The following is a 22,550-nucleotide window of genomic DNA, read 5'->3' on the forward strand; positions in this document are numbered from 1 at the left end:
GAGACTCTGGACGAGGCGGGCAGAGCTGCCGACTCGGCGGTGCGGCGGGCGCTGGACGGTCAGCAGGGCGCCGCTGCCGAGGGGTTGGAGAAGGAGTGGGGAAAGCTTGTCCTGCCGGTCGACGGTGACAAGCCGGGCTTCTTTCCCGGGATGGTGAAGTCCTGCAACGCGATGGCCGACAGCCTGGAGGCGATGGCCAACTCCACCGAGACCGCCAAGATCTCGATCGTGGCCCAACTGGGCATCCTGGCCTTCGAGATCGCCACTGCGGAGGCTGCTGCTCCGGTCACGGCGGGTGCTTCGCTGGCCACCATCCCGGCCGCCATCACGGTCAGCAGGACCGTTGTCACGACGATCCTGAAGAAGCTGGCGAAGGAGATCATCGAGTACGCGTTGAAGGAGGCCTTCCAGGAGGTCGCCATCAACCTGCTGGCCCAGAGCATCCAGCTCGCGGCGGGCAACCGCAAGGCACCTGGCCGCCGTCGCGGCGGGCNGATCCTGAAGAAGCTGGCGAAGGAGATCATCGAAGAAGCTGGCGAAGGAGATCATCGAGTACGCGTTGAAGGAGGCCTTCCAGGAGGTCGCCATCAACCTGCTGGCCCAGAGCATCCAGCTCGCGGCGGGCAACCGCAAGGAGCTGGACGGCAAGGAGCTCGGCATGAGCGCCGCCGGCGGCGCGATCGGCGGCGCGGCGGGCGGCGTGATCGGCAAGGGCCTCGGCGCGGCCGGCGGCAAGCTGATCGGCAAGAAGATGGACACCCTCCCGGCCCAGATGGTCGAGGGCGCCCTGACCGATGTCGGGGCGGACGTAGTGACCCAACTTGCCCTCACCGGCGAGGTGGACGGCTCCGGCCTGGGCGGCTCCGCCCTCAGCGGCGCGGGCAGCCCGGCCATCATGCGCGGCGCCTCCGCTCTCAAGGGCAAGTTCAACTCCTCCGACATCCCCGACGCCTCCGACTTCGCGGGCGGCACCGACACTCCGGGCTCGGGCAGCTCCAACTCATCGGATAGTTCCGGTAGTTCCACCGGATCGAGCTCGTCGAGCTCCAACGGCTCAGCCAACCCCGGTCCCGGCTCCGGCGGTGACGCCGACCCGGAAACCCGTATCCGCCGTCCCGACCCGGCCTCGAACGGGGCTGATCAGTCGAGCCACGGTGGTGACGCGGATCCGGAGACTCGCGTCCGTCGACCTGACCCGGCCTCGAACGGGGCGGACACCCCGCCCCGGTTCTCGGGCGGCGACGCCGATCCCGAGACCCGCGTCCGCACACCCGCCGGGGACTCGTCCGACCGCTCCGTCCCGCGCAGTGCCCCGGATCGGAGCGACTCCCCACCCACCTTCGCCACCAGCCGCAGCGCCGGGCACGACGTCACGCCGACCATCGACTCCAGCCCGTACCAAGGTCCGACCGCCGGCCACTCCGACACCTCCACCCCCCGCGGCACCATCGCCCCGTTCGAGGCCCCGACCTCCCGAACGCCGGATGCCGCCCCCTCCCCGATCTGGGGCGACAACACCAACTCCCGCTCCTCGGAGCCGACCTCGACTCCGACTCCGGAGCACGGCCGTGACACCACGTCACACAGTGAGACGTCCGCACCACGTGCCGAGCCCCCCGCACCGCGCCCCGAGGCCACCGCCCCCACGCCGCATCAGTCCGCCTCGACCCCGGACACCCGGTCGGTCCTGCACGAGGGTTCCGGTACGCCGGTTTCGTCCGGGCCGCCCACGGTGGGCGGTGCCCCAGGCACGTCCGGTGCGCCGCAGCTGGACGGCATCCGGCTGGCGAGTGGCCCCGCCGTCACACGTGGGCCATCCCCCGAGGGCACCGCCGGTGCCCCCGACGTGCTGTCGGCCGCGCCCGTCCGGGGAGCCGACAGCCCGCCTCCCGCAGCGAGCAACCCCGGCGGCGGGACCGTCCCGCCAATGACGTCCGCCGGCCCCTTCAGTTCCGGCCCGGTCCACTCCGGCGAATCCCGCCAGGCACGGCCTGCTTCCCCTGGCTCGGCCGCAGGAAAGCCCGCACGCAGCTCCTCGCCCACATCCGACCCGGGCGCCGGCAGCCTGCGGCTGGGCCCGGCCCGCCCGAGTGCCGAGCGCAACGGCACTCGCACGGAGACAGCCGCCGGTACCGGCGGCAAGCGCACCCCCGACCAAGCTGCCCTCACACCCGACACCCCCCGTCACGCTGAAGACACCGTCCCCGCCCCCCGGCCGGAGCCGCACCGGCCGGCCACCGACGGACGCCCGCTGGGTGGTGACGGCGGCCTGGCAGAGCCCACCTCCCGCGACCACGAACGCATCGAACACGCGGTCCCGCGCAACGAGGACGGCACACCCCAGCGCCACCCCGATCCCAACGAGGGAGACTGGCACGCCGCCATCAACGGGGACGGCCCCGGCACGCCCGGCCGCAACAACAACTGCGTCGACACGACCCTGGCCCTCCTCGACACCTTCCACGGCAACCCCACCCCGGCCGCCGCCCGCACCCCCGACCTGGACGCCAACGGCAACCCCTCCGACCTCGGCGAACGCGACGGCCGCGACCGCATCGAGAGGAACCTCGGCGCCCAGTTCTCCGACCTCGGTGACGGCCCCGCCGCCTTTCAGCGCCTGGAGGAAACCCTCCACCGGACCGGCCACGGTTCCGCCGCCGCCATCATCACCACCGACGCCGACGGCCGCTCCCACAGCTGGACCGCCGTCAACCACAACGGCACCATCACCTACGTCGACGGCCAGACCGGCAAACGCAGCAACCAGCCGCTCCACAACGGCGACACCGGCGTCTTCGCCATCCCCCTCACCCCCGACCGCAACCCGGCAACTCCCGTCCCCCACGCCGACCCCGACCACAACCCAGCCAACGACCGCCGCGCCCCCGAACGCCCCAGCGCGGAAACGCCCCCACCGCCGCCGAAGACTCCGGACGACGGCAAAGCCGAAGGCGGCGACGTCCCGTCACCTCCCCACCAGGACGGTACGGAAGTTGACTTCCCGCCACCCGGGCCCCGGGTGGCGGTGGCAGGCGACGGCCTCTGCCTGCTCAACTCGCTCGCCGTGAGCGCACCCGGCCTGGTGGGACCGCAGACGACGAACCCCGGGGACGCCGCCCGGCGGCTGCAGTCCGCGGTCGAGAACCACTTCAGCCAGCTGCCCCCGGAGCAGTGGCCGACCGAGGTCGTGGCCAACTACCGCAATCACCTGCTCCTCCCGACGAACCTGACCGCGGGCCAACTGCTCAACCACCTCCCGGTCGACGTCCGAGAGGGGTACGCGGGGCTGCCACTCGCGGACCTGAGGCAGATCGTCGGCGACCACCTCTCCCAGAACGCACCGCCGCCGTCGGCGCGCGAGCGGGAGGCCCTGCTCCGGACCGTCCGGGACTGGAACAACCGCTGGTTGACCAGCGAAGGGGAGATGCTGCCGGCGGCGGCGGCCCACGCACTGGGCCTCCGACTGCGGGTGCTCGGCCACGACGGCGTCCCCCGGGCGCTCTTCGGCCCCCCGGACGGGCAGCCGGTGACGGTGTATCACCAGGGCAACCACTACGACGGCAGCGAACCGGTGACCACCGCGCCGCCCACCGCCCAAGCGCCTGCCGCCACTCCGGCGGCGCCGAAGAATCCCGTCCCGGAAAAGGCCGCTGAGAAGCCGGCGACACTCAAGGAGCCCGTCCCGGAACCGAAGCTAGAGCCGGAGGCCGAACCGAAGCCAGAATCCGAACCGAAGCTAGAGACGGAACCGGAGGCCGAGCCGAAGCCGAAGGACACCCCCGGCTCCCGGCCGATCGCGGGGACCGACTTGGTGGTCGGCCTGACCGGGAACGAGGCGGCCGTCCGAGAGAAGGTGATCGACGTCCTCGAACGGGCCGTGCCGGGAGACCGGGCGGCGGCCCGGGCCTTCGCCGACGCTCACTTCGGCCCGGCGACCCTGCGCCCGATGCTCAGTGCGCTCTCCCGGGGCGAGGTGTGGACGGCCCCGCTCGACGGCAACGGCTGGAGCGGCAGCGTCAAGCTGCGCGGTCAGGTCACCGAGTCGACGCACCTGCGGACCGAGAAGATCGAGTTCGAGAACGGCGCCGACCGGACGGTGGCCCTCGGGACCGGCCGCGACGCGCAGTGGCAGTACAACATCGGGGTCCAGGCCCGGCAGTCGGGCGCAGGAGCGGAGGCGGCGGAGCTGGCCGGCTACTTCCACGACCGTGGCCAGGGCGAGGTCAACCTGGACCTCGGCGGGATGGTGGCGCGGTCCAAGACCTCCGAGCCCGCCGACATCTTCGGGACGACGATGCGGCTGGAGCTCGACTTCGGCGATCTGCGCCACGACCACCAACCGGTGACCACCGACTCCGGCAAGCGCACCGAGACGGTGGACCTCAGTCTGAACGTCGCCGTGCCGGTGCGTCCTGACGGTGACTCGGTCGGCGAGCCGCGGACACCCCCGCGGCGCCTGCAGGAGGGCCGCGTCGGCGGCCAGGAGATCGTGCTGGACCTGTCGCCGCGCGGTGGGTCAAAGGACCAGCCGCCGGTGGAGGCGCTGCTCGACCAGGTGAAGCAGGCGGCCGAGCAGGAGTTCGGCAAGGACTGGCCCGCGATGCGCGAGAAGGTCCTCGCGGAGGTCGACTTCGCCCGGCTCCAGCGGGACTTGAAGAGCATGACGGCCGGTGAACCGGCCACGGTCACCCTCACCGACCGGCGCGGCAAGACGCTCGGCACCGTCGAGATCAGCGCGCGGGTCGGCGACCTGCGCCAGACGGGCACCACCAAGGAGACCGAGTTCAACATCGGCACCACCGTCCAGCAGGTGCGCAGCAGCGCGACGAACCGTGGCAACGCCGGGCAGTTCGGGCTGGCGGGCGTCCTGAGGCCGGGGGCCGCCCTGTTCGGCGCCGGCGGCGCCGGGCGGCTCGGCCGGGACCGGATCGAGATCACGGGCGACAGCCGGACCTCCCAACTGACCAGCAAGTCCAAGGTGCCGGGCGTCCGTTACGAGGGCGCCGTCCACTTCGACATGAAGTTCAACGGCAAGGCCGCCACGCACGAGGCGGGCACGGCGGACGTCCAGCTGCTGGTGGACCGCGCGGACACGGCCCCCGAGACGGTCAAGCCGGAGCCCGCGCCCAACGCGGACGAGACCGCCGCGCTCCCGGTGCCCGAGGTCACCGGCCCGCCGGACTCGGTCTGGCAGGGCGGCGACGACCGGGGCGGCCTCGGCGAGACCGTCGTGGTCCGGGATCTGGAGAGCACCGCCGCGCTGCGGGCGGCCGTGGACGCCAAGGGGCGCGAGCAGTTCGGCAAGGACTGGGACACCGTCAGGGAGCAGGTCCTGCGCGGGTTCAGCCAGCCGAACCTGGCCGCCAAGCTGACCGGCATGACCCGGGGCGAGCCCCTGGAGGTGAAGATCCCCGGCAAGGAGAACCTGGTCGTCACGGCGGTCGCCAGGGTCGAGTCGATGACCTACCGCCGCGAGGACGGCAAGGCCGAACTCAACACGGTGAACGAGACGGGCGCGTTCAGCGTGAACCGTCAGCTGCTGGCGCGTACCGTCGCCGCCAACGGCCAGTTCGGCGGCACCGTCGCCAAGGCCACGCCCGGCGCCCCTGGTGCCGACCTGTTCGCCAACGTCAACGGACAGCAGCGCGAGCGCGCCGGCGGGCAGGGCCGCCAGGCCGACCGGGTGTACGCCAACGGCAAGTACAGTGCGCCGCAGGTGATCTTCGGTGCCGAGCTGGCGGTGGACGTGCACTTCGGCCCGCCCGGCAGGACGACCGACGGCCAGTCCGGCACCACGGCACAGCTCCGGGTCGAGGTCGGCATGGACGCCCGGGACACCGTCAAGGTCCCGGCGCCCGGCGGCAAGGACGCCGCGATCACCTTCAAGCAGTCGGCCGAACCCGCCGTAGGGACGTCCCCTGACGACCAGTCGGATCCGGCCGGCCGCAAGGCCGTCGAGGTCGACCGGCCCGAGGCGACCCACACCGCGCCGAGCCGGATGCGCGAGCAGCACGAGCTGAACGCCTCCTACGTGGTGCACAGCCTGAGCGGTGCCGACAAGGTGCGCAGCACGGTGGAGGACGCGGTCCGGGCCAAGTACGGCGAGCCGTCGGAGGAGGTCAAGCAGAAGCTCGACGCCACCTTCGACCGGGTCGCGCTCAAGACCCAGCTCTCCCAGCTCACCCGGGGCGGGAAGATCACCGAGACCGTCTCCGGCACCACCTGGAAGGCCGAGGTCACCGTCACGGCCAGGCTGGCGGACGCCACCTACCACTCCACGGCGGGCAAGTACGAGTTCGAGTCCGGCACCCGTACCTCCCGCGGCCAGGGCAACCTGCGGGACAGCCGCGAGCGCCTGGACGGCGGCGGCCTGCTCAGGATGAAGGCCCCGTTCGTGGACGTCGCGGGCGGCTACACCTACCGGATGGACCGCACCTACGGTCACGGCTCGGAGACCGTCGGCTCGGCCTCGAACCGGGGCAAGCACGTCGAGCCGGCCGTGTTCTTCGACGTCGACACGGCGTACGACGTCCAGGTCTCCTTCGAGCGGCTCGGCGTGGACGACGGTTCGCACTCCCAACAGGTCGACACCGTGGCCCGGGTGGCCGTCCCGATGCGCGACGCCGACCCGGTGCCGACGCCGGGGTCGGCTCCGGTCGAGCGGACCACGACGAAGCAGCCGAAGGGCTTCGTGGAGGGCCGGCGGCTGGACTCCTCGGCGATCGTCACCGACGTCCACGCGCTGCCCGGCCCGGCCAGGTCGACGCCGACGGCGGGCCCCCGGAAGACGCTGGGCGAGTCGGTGCTGTCCCAGGTGGAGTCGGGCTGGAAGCCCAGCTCCCTGCTCCCGTCAGTCGGAAAGTCCGACGGGAAGCCGAAGTTGGAGAGCAACCCGTTCGGCAGCGACTGGGACGGCATCCACCGCAAGCTGGACGCGGAGCTCACCCCCGACCGGCTCCAGTCCAGGCTGAAGGGCATGACAGCCGGGGACGAGATCGTCGTGCGGCACGGGCGCACCACCGTCCGGGTCGGCGCGGTGCTCCGTGACCGGATGGAGCACCTGGGCGACTCCGGCACCACCGAGTTCAACACCGGCACGGACGTCCAGCGGTCCTTCGCGGACACCGACGCCACCGGCCACGGCCACCAGGGTCTGCTCGGTGTGACGACCGCGGTCCCGGTGGCGGGAACGCCGGTCTCGGTGACGGCCGGTGTGACGGGCACCGGCGGCCGGGGCCAGGACCACGCGGACGTCCGGAACACCAGCACCTCGGCCGGCTCCGCCACCAAGGCCAAGCTGCCCGGCAGTGCCTACCGTGGCGAGGCCGAGCTCCAATTCACCATCACCAGGCGGCCGTTGGTCGGCGCCTCGGTCCACCAGCGGCGCACGGCGGCGATCGGCTTCGAGACCATCGTGGAGTCGGGTGAGACCGTACCGGTCGTCCCGAAGCGCTCCGACGACGCGGCGGCCCCGGTGCAGCCGCCTCGGACGCTCCCGGCCGAGGCACCCGCGAAGGCCGACGTCCGGATCCCGCCGGAGCGGGTCTGGGAGGACGGGCTGCGCGACACCGACGTGCTGCGCTTCCTCGGCGACGTCGGCGGCGTCCAGGACCTGGTGCGGCTGCGCGGTCCGGAGTTCTTCGGCAAGTCGACCTGGCAGGACATGGAGCCGGTGGTCGGGACGGTCACCTCGCACAGCCACCTCTCGGCGCTGTTCGGCACCGCGAGCCAGGGCACCGAGGTGTCGGCGACCGTCCCGACCAATCGGGTGACGCTCGGCGGCGGCAAGGGAGTCGAGGTCGGCGTGAAGATCGTCTCCCTCGAGCACCGCGACACCGACACCGCAGTCGAGTCGAGCCCGTCCAACTCCACCTCCTCCGGCACCGTCCGCTCGGACCTGGCGGCGAAGAACGCGGGTGTGCAGGGCCAGGTCGGCGCCAGGATCACCGGGGACGTCACCAACAACCCGGCGATCACCGGCGGGGCCCAGCGGTTCTGGCGCGAGGGGGGCACCCAGAGCGATGCGGGCCAGATCATCTCCAACGGCAAGTACCCCACCCCGATGGCCCGTTACTCCGGTGCCGCCGAGGTGGAGGTGACCCTCTTCGACGGGAAGCGCAACCCGGTCAAGGAGAAGGGGATCGTGCCCTTCACCGTCGACATCCCGCTGTCGGAGACCACCGGAGTGGACCTGCCGGGCGACCACTACCTCGCCTTCACCGAGGACAGCAAGGGCGGCGAGCTGCGCTCCGAAGAAGGAGCCAGGCTCCTCGACGACGTCCACCGGACGCTGTCGCAGGGCGACCAGCCGTTCGACCACACCACCGCCACCCCCGCCGAGCTCGAGCAGCTGACGGGCACCGTCCGGGTCGGACGGACGGCCTTCGGCGGGGAGTTCACCGCCGGAACCGAGGCCGGAGACGCCCACATCCGGGCGACCCACCGGCTGGTCGAACTGTCCGGCGGCTCCTCGGCCGCCACCTCCGCCCTGCTCGGGGACCTGCTCGGCACACCGGACGGCGCCCCGCTGAAGGCCGAGGAGGTCCGCCAGGTGATCGACTACGTGGAACGGAAAGCGACCCAGGGGCCCGTCACCCTCGACGACCTCGTCGCCGGGGCGCAGGACGGCTGGCCCGCGCACGAGCCGTACGAGATCGACCGCCAGGCGTGGACGGACGACGGCCCGGCCAACGAGCTGGTCACGGCCGCGATGGCGGAGGCCGCGGCCACGACTCGCCTGCTGCTCCAGGACGGTCAGCCGACGTTCGGGCGGCTCTACCTCACCGTCTCCGGCGAGGGCGCGGAACTGCCGCTGCGCCGGGAGTTCGAGCTGAGCGACGACCCGGAGCAGCAGATCCGGACGATCGAGGAGGCCACCTACCTGAAGCCGGGGACACGGCCGAGTGAGGTCGGCGTCCGGCTGGGCGGTGCGTCCGAGGCGGGCCGCGACTGGGACTTCCGGATCACCGCCCGCGCCGAGGGCAGCCGCGAACTGATGCTCCGTGTCCGTCGGCCCTCGGAGGAGTAGCAGCCGGACGCCCCGGAATTCGCTTGGCGGGCCACGGCGACTGTTGCTACGTTGCCGGAGGCCGTGCGAGAGAACGAGGAGGTGGTACCCGTGAACGCAGTATCGACATGGGTGCTCCCTTCCGGGGTCATGGTCGGGCGGTAGGTCGTCCGGGAGCGCCGTTCCAGCGCACTCCCGAAAGGCACGACCGTGCAATTCACTTCTGAACAGCGTCTCGACGACGGCATCCTCGAGCGCGAATTCACCCTCGGCGAGATCCCCGGCACCCTGTGGACGCCGGAATCCGCCGCACCGGCCCCGCTGATCCTGATGGCCCACAACAACGGCCTGCCCAAGGCGGATCCCCGGCTGGTGGCCCGGGCCCGGCACTCTGCGGCGCGCGGCTACGCGGTGGCCACCATCGACGCCGCCGGCTGTGGTGACCGGCCCCGTTCCGCCGCCGCCGAGCAGGCCCGCGCCGAGCTCCGCCGGGCGATGCAGGCGGGTGAGCCGCTCGACGAGATCTTCGAGTCCCTCGTCGGCCCGCTGGTCGAGCAGGCAGCCCCGGAATGGCGGGCCACCCTGGACGCCCTCCTCTCCCTGCCCGAGATCGGCGGACCGGTCGGATACTCGGGGTGGACCGCCCTCGGCATCCGGCTGGCGGTGGCCGAGCCACGTATCGCGGCCGCCGGATTCTTCGCCGGGGGTTACGTGCCCCACGCCCAGCGCGAGGAGGCCCGGCAGGTCACCGTTCCGCTGCTGTTCCTGCTGCAGTGGGACGACGAAGGAAACCCCCGGCAGCGGGCCCTTGACCTGTTCGACGCCTTCGGCACCAAGGAGAAGACGCTGCACGCCAATCTGGGCGGGCACACCGGTACCCCATGGTTCGAAGTGGAGGACGGCGGCCGGTTCTACGACCGGCACCTGAAGTAAGACCGACCTCGCTACACCGCGGGCCCCTGCCGACCTCTCGGCAGAGGCCCGCGGTGCCACCGCCTGACTCAGCGTCGGGCCAGGACCGCGACCTCGCGGCCGAAGCACACCACCAGCCGGCCCGTCGGCCCCGCACTCACCGCCTGGACCGGCGCGGGGAACACCAGCTCCGCCCCCAGCTGCTGACGGGTGCCCAGGTCCCACACCCGCACCCGCCACCCGCTCGCGGTCACGGCCACCGGGCGGCCGTCGACCACCCCGGTCGCCACGGCGGACACGGCGTAGCCGGTGTGACCGGTCAGCGGCTCGCCGATCTGCCGTCCCGAGGCCAGGTCCCACACCCGCGCCGTCCGGTCGCCGCTGCCGGTGACGGCCACCGGTCGGCCGTCCAGCACTGCGGTGGCCACCGCACCCACCTCGTCGCGGTGACCGGTCAGGGGCTCACCGACCTGCTCGCCCGTGGCCAGGTCCCACAGGTGGACCTTCTCACCCCACTCGAAACTTGCGGTGACGGCCACGGGCCGACCGTCGACCACCGCCGTCGCGGCTGCGCAGTTCGCGCTGAACTCCGGGCTGCCCCGGAAGAGTTCGCGGATCTGCTCGCCTGTGGTCAGGTCCCACAACCGAAACGTGCAGTCGAAGTCGCCGACGACCACCGCCGGGCGGCCGTCGACCACCGCCGTCGCCACCGTGTCCACCCCGCTGTCCTGGCCGGTGACGGTCCGGCCGACCTGTCGCCCGGTGGCCAGGTCCCATACTCGGACGGTCCCGTCCCCGTGGCCGGTGACGGCCACGGGCCGGCCGTCCAGCTCGGTCGTGGCCACCGCACACACCCAGCCCTTGCGGCCGACGAGCGGTCCGCCCACCGGGTTGCCGGTGGTCAGGTCCCGGACCAGCACCGTTGCGTCCCGGTCGCCGGTGACAGCCACCGGTCGGCCGTCGACCACCCCGGTCGCCACCGCGCACACCTCGTCGCGGTGGCCCGCGCCGGTCCCGTCGGCCGGCGAGCCGGTGGCCCAGTGCACCCGCCACCCGGAGCCGGGCTGCCACTCCGCTCGACCGGAACCGCCGTCCAACGGGCGGTCCTGGCGAACGAGTTGCCTGAGGTAGGACTCGAGCAGCGGCAGGTCGAAGCAGGTGAGGTGCGGCCGGACGGGGTGCGGCCGACTCGCGGCCCGGAGGTCGGCCGGGATGCTCTCGGTGGCGAGGACCGTCTCATGGGGACTCCGGTAGAGCGCCCACACCCTGCCGTCGATCTCCTCGAGCGGAAGGTCACCGTTCCACGTGTCCTCGTACCACCGGCCGGAGGACCGGGTGAGGAAGAGAAGGGCGTGTTCCCCCAGAGAGAGGGAGCTCTGGCCCCAGCCGCCCGGCTTGCCGGTGAACTCGAACTCCTCGCCGAGCCCGACGTCGAAGACCCTGGCCGAGTACACCTCCTGCACGACTGCCCTGAACAGCTGCGATCCCGGCGCGGCGGTGATTCTGACCCTGATCAGGTCGTACCGCTCCACCTTTTCCCGCAGGAATTCCATGAGCCCCCGATCACCGTCAACATGTTTCCTGGTAGGGCATACCGGACGCGTACGGCTTCGCCCAGTCGCTCTTCGAGAGGCCGGTGCCGACGATCCGGCAGGCCAGGCCGGTGACGTCGGTGACGGTCGCGGGCAAATCGCCGAGGTGCCACAGCTGGACGGTGCCGCCCTCCTCGGGGAGCAGCGCCAGGGTCCTGCCGTCGGGGCTGAACCGGACGTCTCCCGCCGTCTCCCCCAGGGTCGCCACCAGCGCGGGCAGGGTGGGGTCGGAGACGTCCCAGAGTCGGACTGCGCCGTGTTCCTCGGCGGTGGCGAGCAGGCGGCCGTCGGGGTGGTAGACGACCTGGACGGGCCTCTTCACCGGCATGGTGCCGACCGAATCCGGGCCGAGGCCCGGGCCGACCGGCCACAGCCCGATCGTGCCGTCCGCCGAGTTCTCCGCCGCCAGCCGGCGTCCGTCGGGGCTGAATGCCGCCTGGTCCATCCCCGCCAGCGAGGAGCGCCTCGGGCGGCGGTCGCCGGGCGGGTGTTCGGCCGGGAGGACTCGGGCGGGTGCCGACGGATTCGACACGTCCCAGAGGGATCCCGACAGCGCCAGCAGCCGGCCGTCCGGGCTGAAGACGGTGGGGTGGGCCGCGATGATGTGCCGTGCCGCGAACGAGGGAGGCGGATCGTCGGTCTGGTCGAGCAGCTGGTTGAGCGACTCCTGCAGGTAGGAACGGCTGGGCACCGGGGTGCTGGTGTCCCACAGGGCGACCCACGTGCTGCTGACCATGTTCGTCCTGCCCGAGGCGGCCAGCGTGGCCGTGCGGGGGCTGAAGGCCAGCGAGGTCACACCCGTGAGCGTGGGCAGCACGGCTCGCCGCCGCGGCCGGTCGGGGTCCGACACGTCCCAGAGGACGATCCCACCGCCCTCGGCGTAGGCATCCGCACTCGTGCCCACGGCCAGGGCGGTACCGTCCCGGTTGAAGGCCACGGCCTGCACCGCACCGTCGGACTCGCTTGGCAGTGACGGCAGTTCGCGTGGATGGGCCGGGTCGCCGACGTCCCACCGGTGGACGCCTTTGAAGCCACCCACCGCCAGCCCGCGGCCGTCGGGGCTGAAGGCGGCGGCGGTGAGGCCCACGTCGACGGCCGGGAGAGCGACCGTGAGGCCGGGCGCGGTGCGCGGGGTGACGCGCCAGCGCGAGACCGAGCCGGAACCGAGGCCGGAGTCCTCGGCCATGATGACGTGGCTGCCGTCGCCGCTGAACGCCAACGCGAGGGGCTTGGTCGGGCCGGAGAGCCGGGACGGGCCGACGGGGCGGGCCGGATCCGTGATGTCCCACAGCTGGGTCCACCCTCCGACGGAGGCCGTGAGGACGGTGCGGCCGTCGGGGCTGAAGGCGGCTTCCGTGACCCGGGTCGGATGCTCCAGCACGCTGGTCCTCCTGGGCGAGGCCGGGTCGGTGAAGTCCCACAGGGCGAGCCGGTGCCCGTCGGCTATGGCCAGGACGGGGGCGGTCTGGCTGACGGCGAACCCCTCCTCCCTGAAACCCACTCCGTGGAACACCTCACGTGGCCGGCCCAGGTCCCTGATGTCCCAGAGCTGCCAGCCCGACAAGTGCGTGATGGAGCCAAGACCGGACGCGTTGCCCGTATTGCGCAGGCCGGCGGCGGTCACCAGCGTGCGCCCGTCGGCGCTGAACCGGACGGTGTCGGCCTCGGTCGCGACGGTCGGCTCGGAGAGCCTGCGCGGCAGGGCCGGGTCGCCGATGTCCCACAGGGTCAGCGTGCCGGGCGCTCCGCCGGCGACCACGGCGAGCGTCCTGCCGTCCGGGCTGAAGGCGGCTTCCGTCACGTCCGCGACGCCCGCTCGGAAGGGCAGGCGGCGGGGGTGCTCACGGTCCGTCAGGTCCCACAGTGACAGCTCGCGGACGGAGCTCTCGGCGGGGCCGTCGGTGACCACCGCGAGGCGCCGCCCGTCGGAGCTCAGCGAGACGCTCGACATGTCACCGGGGAAGCCGGTCAGCGTGGAGAGCCGACGCGGGCGCACCGGGTCCGCGGTGTCCCACAACTCGACGGAGTCGGCCCGGTCGTGGCCGGTGGCCAGCAGCGTCCCGCCCTGGAAGAAGGTGACGACGTCGCCAACGGACCCGAGCGCCCCGTCCGGTGACGCCCCGTCGAAACGGGTCTGCTGAAGGGTGGTGACCAGCCCCTGCCGGCCCTCCGGCGTCGGGTCGACCCGCTGGGCCGCGAGGCTGAGCCGAAGGGACGTCCGGGGGGCGCTGTCACGGAGATTCTCGGCCTGGGCCCTGAGCGACCGGCCGACCGCCAGCCGCCGCTCCTTCTCCGCCGCCACGAGCTGTTCGTCGGCGCGACGGCTCTGGAACTGCGCGGTGGCCGCGCCACCGACGGCGAGGAGCGTCAGCACGATCAGCACCGCCACCGCACCGCGGACGAGCACGTCGGCCCGGCGCACCTGGCGGACCGATGCGTCGAGGAAGTCCGAGACCGTACGGCCGAGGCCGTGCTGCCCGGCTCTGGCCGACCAGGCGCGGGCGTTCTCCAGGCGGCTCCCCCGGTAGAGGTGGGCCCGGTCACGGTTCTTCCGGGCCCAGGCGGCCGCGTCCTCCTCGATCTGCTGGCGCAGCAGGTTGTCGGCCCGGTGGGTGTTCACCCAGTCCCGCAGCCGGTCCCAGGCCCGGAGGAGGGCCTCGTGGGTGATCGTGACCGTGTCCTGCCGCCGAGTGTCCTCCAGCCGGGTGTCCTCCAGCCAGGTGAGCAGCCGCCGTTCGGTGAAGCCGGACAGCACAGCCTTGGCCGCCTCCCGGTCCAGCCCCTGCGTCAACTCCTCGGTGGGTACGGTCCGGCGGGTGTCGTCGGCTCCCTCGCCGATCCGGACCAGGCGGCGGAACATCAGCCCGGCGGCTTGCCGGCCGGCCGGGTCCAGCCTGCCGTAGGCGGCTTCGGCGCTCCTGCCGACGGCCTCGTGAATGCCTCCGGTGACCTGGTAGCCCTGCACGGTCATCAGGGAGCCGCTGCGCTGCTGCCAGGTCAGCCGGAGCACGTGGGCCAGGTGCGGCAACCGCCCGGCCTCGTAGCCCGCCTCGGCGCCGAGGTCCTTCAGCAGCAGCTCGACCAGCCCCGCCTCCAGCTCCACGCCGACCGCGTGGGCCGGAAACAGGATGGCCTCGCGCAGCTCCGTGGTGTCCATCGGGCCGACCAGGATCTGGCGCTGCTCCAGGGCTTCGCGCAGCGGCCGGTACCGGGCACAGTGGCCGTAGAAGTCCGCCCGCAGGCCGTACACCACCAGCGCGGGCCCTCCCGCCCGCGCCAGCCGGTCGAGTGCGTCGACGAACCGGCGCCGTTCCTGCTCGTCGGCGACGAGGGTGAACAGTTCCTCGGCCTGGTCGACCACGACCACCAGTCGGCCGGCCTCCCGCTCGGCCAGCGCGGTGCGTAGTCGGGCGGCCAGCTGGTCCGGACTGTCGGCGAGTTCGCGCGCGATGTCCGCAGGATCGGTGTCGGTCAGCCCGGCGAGGTGCGTCGTCAGCGCGGCCATGGGGTGGGCGGTCGGGGTGAGGACCAGGCAGGGCCAGTGCCGCGAGCCGGGCAGCGCGCCCCGGGCCAGGTCCGGCACGAGACCGGCCCGGAGCAGTGAGGACTTCCCCGCGCCGGAGGCGGCCACCACGGCCAGCGCGCCGCCCTCACGGAGGCAGTCGTCAAGACCGGCCGTCAGCCGGGCGCACAGCGCATCCCGGCCGAAGAACCACCGTGACTGTTCGAGGCCGAAGGCGCTCATGCCGGGGTAGGGGCACTCGTCGCCGGCCTGCTGCCCCGGCCGTACGCGGTCCACCCGGTGGGTGCCGTCCCAGTAGTGCAGGTGCAGGTCCCGGCCGGCGATGTACTGGCTCTCGGCCGCCAGGTAGACGGTGCCGGACCCGGAGGCGTACGCCTCCATCCGCACCTCGCGCCCGGCCGCCTCGTCGGTCACTGACCGGTGATGTGCATATCGCCGCCGGACATGTAGAGCCTGGCGTTGTCAGACGCAGTGCCGTGCATCTCCACCCGGCCGGCCGGGTCGGCCTCGGGCGTCAACGGGCGTAGCTCCTCGAGCAGTTCACGCAGATCGCGCTCGAGTGCCGGATCAGCCGCCAGCAGACGGCGCAGCCGGGAGCGCCACTCGGCCGTCAGGTCCACTTCGGCCCCTTCGTCGCCCGCCTGACGGGCGGTCAGGAGTTGGGCACGGGCCTCGCCCAGTTCGGCCTCGACCGTCTCGGCCTCCTCGGGGCGGGACCGCCGCCACAGCGCGGCCACCGCTCGCTTGGTCTGCTCCCAGCCGTCCGTCGCCATCAGCCCGACCACTGTGGTCGCGGTCGACGTCGCCAGCGCCACCAGCTCCGCATCCATCCCCAAGCCTCCTTGGCAGTCCGCCCCGACTCTCCTGTTGGATCGACACCCACCCTACGATGCCTGCGGAGAGCCCGAGTTACGTTACCCCGAGGACCGATCGGGGCGATCGCCGGATCGGGCCGGACGCCCCCGGACACCGCAAAAATGAGTTGCCGGCCGACCGTTGCCTCGATCACGATCTCTCGCATGGACCTGTAAGACCTGCCACGTAGCAACAGCCGACCTGTCGCGCGGTCGACCTCGGAGCCTGACGTCCCGGCCCCGAGGCGATGACTCGCGCCCTCGTGAGCATCCGTCAGATCCCGGGAGCCGCAGCCTGACCTGCGAGAGCTCCTGCTGAGTCCTGAAAGCCGATACATCCATGAATACCAACCGCAAGGCCCGGTGGGCCGTGCGTCAGTCCGCCCTGCCCACCGTCGTGCGCCCCTGCCCGGACTGCTCCAGCACGCGCCACCGCGCCTCGGGCAAGATCCGCGTCAACGCGAACGGCAAGCTCCTCGACGTCTGGCTCCTGCTGAGCTGTGCAGCGTGCGACCGGACCTCGAAGGTCCCCGTCCACGAACGCGTCCACGTCTCGTCGCTGGATCCCGCTCGCCGGGTGGCGTACGAGACCAACAGCCCGGCAGTGGTACGGGAGTTGACGATGAGTGCAGCACTCGCCGCGAAGAACGGCTACCGCCTCGACTGGACCGGAACCTGGGAACTGGAGACCCGCACGCCCCTCTACGCACTCGATGACCCGACACCGCTCAGGGTGCTGGTCAGCTTCGAGCTACCCGCGCCGGTCCGGGTCGAACGACTGCTCATGCTCGGGCTCGGGCTCAGCCGCACCGAGACACGACGCATGGTCGGGGACGGGCGGATCCAGGTGCCGCTGGCTCTGGACGCCAAGGCGCACCAGGACTTCGAGCTCACCATCCACGGACCCGGTTCCGTCGATGCCGCGAAACACTCGAAGCTCCTCGGCGCTCCGGCCGACGTACGCACCGACGTACACACCGAGCTGAGCCACATCGGGTGGCCCGACAACCCGCAGCAGCTGTCGCGCTCGGCGACGGCGGGGGCGTAGGGGAGAGACAGTGGGGCCTCTTGGCAGACACCTTCGAGCCGCCAAGAGGCCCCGCCCTGAGCACCGGCGCACCCCGGACAACTGAGCTTGCCTTCGAGTGCACTCCAACACCTAGGTTCAGCCGCATGACTATGCGCTACCGCAGCCTCGGCCGTACCGGTATCGAGGTGAGCGTGCACTGCCTCGGCACCATGATGTTCGGGGCCGTCGGAAACCCGGACCACGACGACTGCGCACGTATCGTGCACGCCGCGCTCGATCAGGGCATCAACTTCGTCGACACCGCGGACATGTACTCCGCCGGGGAGTCGGAGGAGATCGTCGGCAAGGCGCTCAAGGGCCGCCGCGACGACGTGGTCCTGGCCACCAAGGTGCACTTCCAGATGGGCGAGGGCCGCAACCGCAGCGGCAACTCGAGGCGCTGGATCACGCAGGCGGTGGAGGAGAGCCTGCGGCGGCTGGGGACCGACTGGATCGATCTCTACCAGGTTCACCGCCCCGACCACTCGACGGACATCGAGGAGACGCTCGCCGTTCTGGACGACCTGGTACGGGCGGGGAAGATCAGGACCTTCGGCTGCTCGACCTTTCCCGCAGAGGAGATCGTCGAGGCTCACCACGCTGCCGAGCGGCGCGGGCTGGCCCGGTTCCGGACCGAGCAGCCGCCGTACTCGATCCTGGCGCGCGGCATCGAAGCCGACGTGCTGCCGGTGGCCCGGAGGTACGGGATGGGCGTGCTCACCTGGAGCCCGCTCGCCTCGGGCTTCCTCAGCGGAAAGTACCGGCTGGGCCGGCCGGTCGACATGACCTCGGGACGGGCCGCACTGACGCCCGCGCGCTTCGACCCGACGATCCCCGGCAACGTGGCGAAGCTCGAGGCGGTCGAGCAACTGCTCGCGCTCGCCGAGTCGATCGGGTGCACGCTGCCGGAGCTGGCGGTCGCCTTCGCCGCAGCGCACCCTGCCGTCACCTCGGTGATCATCGGGCCGCGCACCATGGAGCAGTTCCAGTCGCTCAACCAGGGCGCCGCCCTGACCCTCGACGACGGGACGCTCGACCGGATCGACGAGATCGTGCGGCCCGGTACGAATCTCTACCACCCGGACGGCGTCTGGCAACCGCCTTCGCTGACCGACGTCACGCAGCGGCGGCGCCCGCGCGAGGACCGGTCGGCGGGCTAGGGACGCCCTCCGGATGACGAGCCTGTCGGCAGGGCCCTGGACCCCGGCCCTGCCGACAGCCCCTCGATGGTCAGTTGACGTTGACGGCGCTCCAGGTGGCGGCGACCTGGGTGTACTCGGCGGAGCCGCTGCCGTAGAGGTCGGCGGCCGCGTTCAGGGTCGCGGTCCTGGCCTGCGCGTAGTTGGTGGTGGAGGTCATGTAGACGGTCAGCGCCCGGTACCAGACCTGCTGGGCCTTGGCCCGGCCGATGCCGGCCAGGGTCGAGCCGTTGCTGGTCGGGCTGTTGTAGCTGACGCCGTTGACGGTCTTGGCGCCGCTGCCCTCGGCGAGCAGGTAGAAGAAGTGGTTGGCGACGCCCGAGGAGTAGTGGACGTCGAGGCTGCCCACACCGGAGGACCAGGAGTCGGCGGAGCGGCCGTCCTTGGAGGGCTTGTCCATGTAGCGCAGCGGCGTGCCGTTGCCGTTGATGTCGATCAGCTCGCCGATGAGGTAGTCCGGGTTGTCCTTGGCCAGGCCGGCGCTGAACTCCACCATGGAGCCGAAGATGTCGCTGGTGGCCTCGTTGAGGCCGCCGGACTCGCCGGAGTAGTTGAGCCCGGCCGTGTTGGCGGTCACGCCGTGGGTCATCTCGTGGCCCGCGACGTCGAGTTCGGTCAGCGGGTGGGTGTTGGAGGCACCGTCGCCGTACGTCATGCAGAAGCAGGAGTCGGACCAGAACGCGTTGACGTAGTTACGGCCGTAGTGCACGCGGCTGTAGGCGCCGACACCGTCGTTACGGATGCCGCTGCGGCCGAAGGTGTTCTTGTAGAAGTCCCAGGTGGCGGCGGCGCCGTACTGGGCGTCGACGGCGGCGGACGCGCCGTCGGAGACGGTGCCGCTCCCCCAGGCGTTGTCGGCATCGGTGTAGAGGGTGCCGCTGCCGCCCTGCTTGTTCTTGAGGGTGACCGTGTACTGGCCGCCGCGGGTGTTGTCCTTCAACTCGTAAGTGGAGCCGGTGTAGTTGGTGGTCAGCGGGACCGAACCGACGAAGACCCCGTTGCCGGTGCCGGCCGCGTTGGAGGTCTGCACCTGCTCGTGGGTGGAGAGCACGGCCCCCGTGGCGGCGTCGGTGACCACCAGCTGGCTGCTGGGCGTACCGTCGGCGCGGGTGCCCTCGACGGTGGTGCGGTACGCGAGGCGGGGGCTGCCGGAGGCGGCCCAGACGACCAGCTGGGCGGCGCCGGTCGAGTCGACGGAGGTGAGCGCGGGCCCGTCGGAGTCGTGTGCGGTGCCGAGGGTGCTGCGCACCGAGGCGCTCGCCTGCGCGGCGGCCTGGGCAGCGGAGAGCTTGGGGGCCAGGCCGGAGAGCGCGAGCGTGCCGGGTATCGCACGGTCGACGGACTTCACGGCGCCCTTGCCGTCCTGATGGACGATCAGGTCGCCACCCAGGACCGGCAGCCCGCCGTAGGTGCGCTCGTAGCGCAGGTGCCGGCTGCCGTCGGCGTCCGCCACCACGTCCTTGACGACGAGCCTCTCCTGGCTGCCCAGGCCCAGGGCGCGGGCGGCGGCCGGAGCCGCGCCGTCGGCCTGGGCGAGCAGGGCGGCGCGCTGCTGGCCCACGACGGGGGCCGGGGCGGCCTGGGCCATACCGGTGCTGACCTGGATCGCGCCGGCCAGCAGGGCCGAGGCGGAGAGAGCAGCTCCGAATGCGAGCTTTCGCTTCACGGGGGTAATTCCTTCCGGGTCCAACCGCGTGTGCGCGGCCGCGCCTTGTTCCGGGGCACCGGGGTGAGTGCCTGAGGGGCGGAACGGGCGCTGACGTGCTGCTCCGTGCGGTCGTGCGGCACCTGCCGGAAAAGGGGTGGCCGGCGGGTGCTCTACGGGGCTGGGCAGAAGCATGACGACCCGTGGGACGGAATGAACAGACCGGCGTTCGGTATTGGCAGGACCTCGCCACAGCGGCCGATATCCGCAGTGATCAGCGGAAAGGTGGCGGGATCCCGCCGTTACCGAGCGCTTGTCCGCGCATTCGCCCTCTGTTAGCCCGGCCTGTTTCCTCAAATGAATTTCGGCGCAGGAAAATGGCGGCACCGCCACCCTTTGGTGATGCCGTCGGCCAGTTGACGAAAAGTCAGCGGGCGTCCCCCTGTCCGGGGTCGTGGTACTGACTCCAGGGCGTCTCCGGAATAGCGGAGTGATATCCCTGGTACTGCATGGCGGGAACCGCGCTGCGGGCTTCCTCGACCCATGAATCGGCGAGTGCGAGGCTCTGCGGCGTCGGCGCGGTAGTGGCCTGGAGCGGGGATCCCGCAGGGACGGTGAGGCTGCCGTAGCGTTCCATCCGCTGCCAGCGCAGGCGGGAGCCGGCGATGGCGGTGAAGACGGACTGGATGACCACCAGGTACATCAGCTGCCGGTAGACGAACTGCTGGAGCGGCAGGCTCCACAGTGCCCCGGGCCGCTCCTTGTCCAGGCGGAACGCGTACAGGCCCATGGCGACCTGGAGGAGCAGGAAGGCGCTCCACAGGCCGATGATGCGCACCGGGTCGAGGAAGACCAGGCCGTAGACGGCGAACACGTCGACGACGGGCGCCAGGAGCGGCAGCAGGACCTGGAACATCAGCAGGTAGAGCAGGCCGCGGCGACCAAGCTTTCCGGCCTGGCCGCGCTGGGTGAGGGCGCCGCGGTGCTTCCACATCGCCTGGAGGGTGCCGTAGCACCAGCGGTAGCGCTGCTTCCACAGGGCGCCGAGCGAGGCGGGTGCCTCCGTCCAGGCCTTGGCGCGCTCCTCGTAGACGACCCGCCAACCGTCCCGGCACAGCGCCATCGTGAGGTCGGTGTCCTCGGCCAGGGTGGTGTCGCTGACTCCGCCGATCCGCAGCAGGGCTTCGCGGCGGAAGGCGCCGACGGCGCCGGGGACGGTGGGCATGCACTCGGCGAGGTCGAACAGGCGGCGGTCGAGGTTGAAGCCGACGACGTACTCGATGTGCTGCCAACGCCCCAGCAGGCCACCGCGGTTGACCACCTTGGCGTTGCCGGACACGGCTCCGACCCGGCGGTTGGCGAACGGCTGGACGATCATGCGGACGGCGTCCGGTTCGAAGACGGTGTCGCCGTCGACCATCACCAGCAGGTTGCAGGAGGCGGCAGCGATACCGGTGTTGAGGGCTGCGGGCTTGCCGGCGTTCTGCTGGCGGATGACCCGGACGCCCGGCAGGCGCAGGGCCTCGACCAGGTCGGCGGTGCCGTCGGTGGATCCGTCGTCGACGACGATGATCTCCACCGGGTGGTCGGAGGCCAGCAGGGAGCGGACGGCCGCTTCGATGCCGGCGCTCTCGTTGTAGGCGGGAACGATGACGGTGACCGGTTCGGTGACCGGCTTCCCCCAGGCCTTGCCGCGGCCACGCATCCGCTTGTGGCGGCGGGCGGCGACGAGCACCGCGACGGCGCGCAGCACGCTGATCGCACCCGCTGCCCACAGCAGCCAGGACAGGGCGGCCAGCACCCAGTCGCTGGTGCGCAGCGCGGTGATCAGGGCCAGGCCCTGCCAGTGGTCGGCGGCGCTCGCCCGCTGGACCGGATCGGGCAGTGCGGTGGCTTCGCTGACCGTGCCGAAGCGGAACCCGGCTGCCTTGAGCTTGGGGATGAGCTGTTCAAGGGCGGTGACGGTCTGCGAGCGGTCACCGCCGGCGTCGTGCATCAGCACGATCTGCCCGGCCTGGTCCTTCGGGGTGGAGTTGGCGACGATCTGGGCGACGCCCGGGCGACGCCAGTCCTCACTGTCCTGCGTGGTGAGAACGGTGAGGTAGCCGTGCTCGCCCGCGCTCTGGACGGCGCTCCAGTCGGCGTCGGTGAGGGCGTCACTCGTGGAGGAGTACGGCGGGCGCAGCAGTGGGGAGGTGACACCGGTCGCGCCGGCCACGGCGAGCTGGCTCTCGCGCAGCTCCAGGGAGCGGCGCCAGCCGGGCGCGGTCCCGAGGTTGGTGTGGGTGAACGTGTGCAGGCCGATCTGGTGGCCGTCGGCGACGATTCGCCGCGCCAGCTCGGGGTGGGCGGCGACCTGGGTCCCGACGGCGAAGAAGGTGGCGTGCACGCCGTTGCGGCGCAGCACGTCCAGGATCTGCGGTGTCCAGAGCGGATCGGGGCCGTCGTCGAAGGTCAGCGCGATGGTCCGGGCCTGCGGACCAGCGGTCCGTCCCGCGGCGCCTTCGATCACCGGGCCGCCCGAGCTGATCTGCGCGGGCACCGCCTGGGCCGGGCCCTGTTCGCGCTCGGCGCCGTCCGCCGTGCTGTCGAACATGTGCTGGGTGTAGCCCTGGAGCAGCAGTGCGGCGGACAGCGTCAGGACGAGGGTGGTGAGCAGCAGCCAGTGGGTGCGCAGCGGGACGTTGCGCACGCTGCCCCGGCGGCCTCGGGCTCTGCGGCGGTTCTTGGACAAGGGGTGTGCTTCCTA

Annotated in this window: 9 protein-coding genes; 4 read left to right on the forward strand and 5 right to left on the reverse strand. The window is 71.9% G+C overall.

Going from position 1 to position 22,550, the window contains the following annotated elements; all coding sequences use genetic code 11:
• Positions 1-559 precede the first annotated feature (559 nt).
• Together ASC99_RS15830 and ASC99_RS15835 are read left to right on the forward strand one after the other, a co-directional pair.
• Positions 560-9,028 carry a toxin glutamine deamidase domain-containing protein gene (locus ASC99_RS15830; RefSeq protein ID WP_057232516.1) on the forward strand — a complete coding sequence of 2,823 codons (8,469 nt, stop codon included), beginning with the start codon at positions 560-562 and terminating at the stop codon, positions 9,026-9,028.
• Between the two features lie 189 nt (positions 9,029-9,217).
• A complete protein-coding gene (locus ASC99_RS15835; protein ID WP_057232517.1) occupies positions 9,218-9,940 on the forward strand; it encodes a dienelactone hydrolase family protein in 723 nt (240 codons plus the stop codon).
• A 68-nt stretch (positions 9,941-10,008) separates the two neighbouring features.
• Here the strand turns inward: ASC99_RS15835 and ASC99_RS15840 are convergent, their stop codons facing one another.
• The 3 genes from ASC99_RS15840 to ASC99_RS15850 are packed head-to-tail and all read right to left on the reverse strand — an operon-like array spanning position 10,009 to position 15,864.
• Positions 10,009-11,472 (reverse strand): WD40 repeat domain-containing protein, encoded by a 1,464-nt coding sequence (locus ASC99_RS15840; RefSeq protein ID WP_057232518.1) that lies wholly within the window; start codon positions 11,470-11,472, stop codon positions 10,009-10,011.
• A gap of 16 nt (positions 11,473-11,488) precedes the next feature.
• Complete coding sequence (locus ASC99_RS15845; protein WP_057232519.1) at positions 11,489-15,448, reverse strand: hypothetical protein; 3,960 nt, start codon at positions 15,446-15,448, stop codon at positions 11,489-11,491.
• The gene (locus ASC99_RS15850; RefSeq protein WP_057232521.1) at positions 15,445-15,864 is read right to left on the reverse strand and encodes a hypothetical protein; all 420 of its coding nucleotides are present in this window, start codon (positions 15,862-15,864) and stop codon (positions 15,445-15,447) included. The genes ASC99_RS15845 and ASC99_RS15850 overlap by 4 nt, the downstream gene beginning before the upstream one ends.
• Positions 15,865-16,228: 364 nt before the next feature.
• Here ASC99_RS15850 and ASC99_RS15855 point away from each other — a divergent pair, with 364 nt between their 5' ends.
• Both ASC99_RS15855 and ASC99_RS15860 read left to right on the forward strand, forming a co-directional pair.
• On the forward strand, positions 16,229-16,936 hold the full coding sequence (locus tag ASC99_RS15855; RefSeq protein WP_057232523.1) for a DUF1062 domain-containing protein: 708 nt from the start codon (positions 16,229-16,231) through the stop codon (positions 16,934-16,936).
• A gap of 131 nt (positions 16,937-17,067) precedes the next feature.
• Complete coding sequence (locus ASC99_RS15860) at positions 17,068-18,117, forward strand: aldo/keto reductase (protein ID WP_057232525.1); 1,050 nt, start codon at positions 17,068-17,070, stop codon at positions 18,115-18,117.
• A 70-nt stretch (positions 18,118-18,187) separates the two neighbouring features.
• Here the strand turns inward: ASC99_RS15860 and ASC99_RS15865 are convergent, their stop codons facing one another.
• Positions 18,188-19,822: a M4 family metallopeptidase gene (locus ASC99_RS15865; protein ID WP_235502675.1), complete on the reverse strand. Its 1,635-nt coding sequence runs from the start codon at positions 19,820-19,822 to the stop codon at positions 18,188-18,190.
• A gap of 406 nt (positions 19,823-20,228) precedes the next feature.
• A complete protein-coding gene (locus ASC99_RS15870; protein ID WP_235502674.1) occupies positions 20,229-22,535 on the reverse strand; it encodes a bifunctional polysaccharide deacetylase/glycosyltransferase family 2 protein in 2,307 nt (768 codons plus the stop codon).
• Positions 22,536-22,550 lie beyond the last annotated feature (15 nt).

The sequence above is a fragment of the Kitasatospora sp. Root107 genome, from assembly GCF_001424875.1.
Taxonomy (GTDB): Bacteria; Actinomycetota; Actinomycetes; order Streptomycetales; family Streptomycetaceae; genus Kitasatospora.

Bases quoted from the DNA above. Each gene is read 5' to 3' on its own strand.
- ASC99_RS15840 (WP_057232518.1), bottom strand. From the start codon at position 11,472: ATGGAATTCCTGCGGGAAAAGGTGGAGCGGTACGACCTGATCAGGGTC.
- ASC99_RS15850 (WP_057232521.1), bottom strand. From the start codon at position 15,864: ATGGATGCGGAGCTGGTGGCGCTGGCGACGTCGACCGCGACCACAGTG.
- ASC99_RS15855 (WP_057232523.1), top strand. From the start codon at position 16,229: ATGAATACCAACCGCAAGGCCCGGTGGGCCGTGCGTCAGTCCGCCCTG.
- ASC99_RS15860 (WP_057232525.1), top strand. From the start codon at position 17,068: ATGCGCTACCGCAGCCTCGGCCGTACCGGTATCGAGGTGAGCGTGCAC.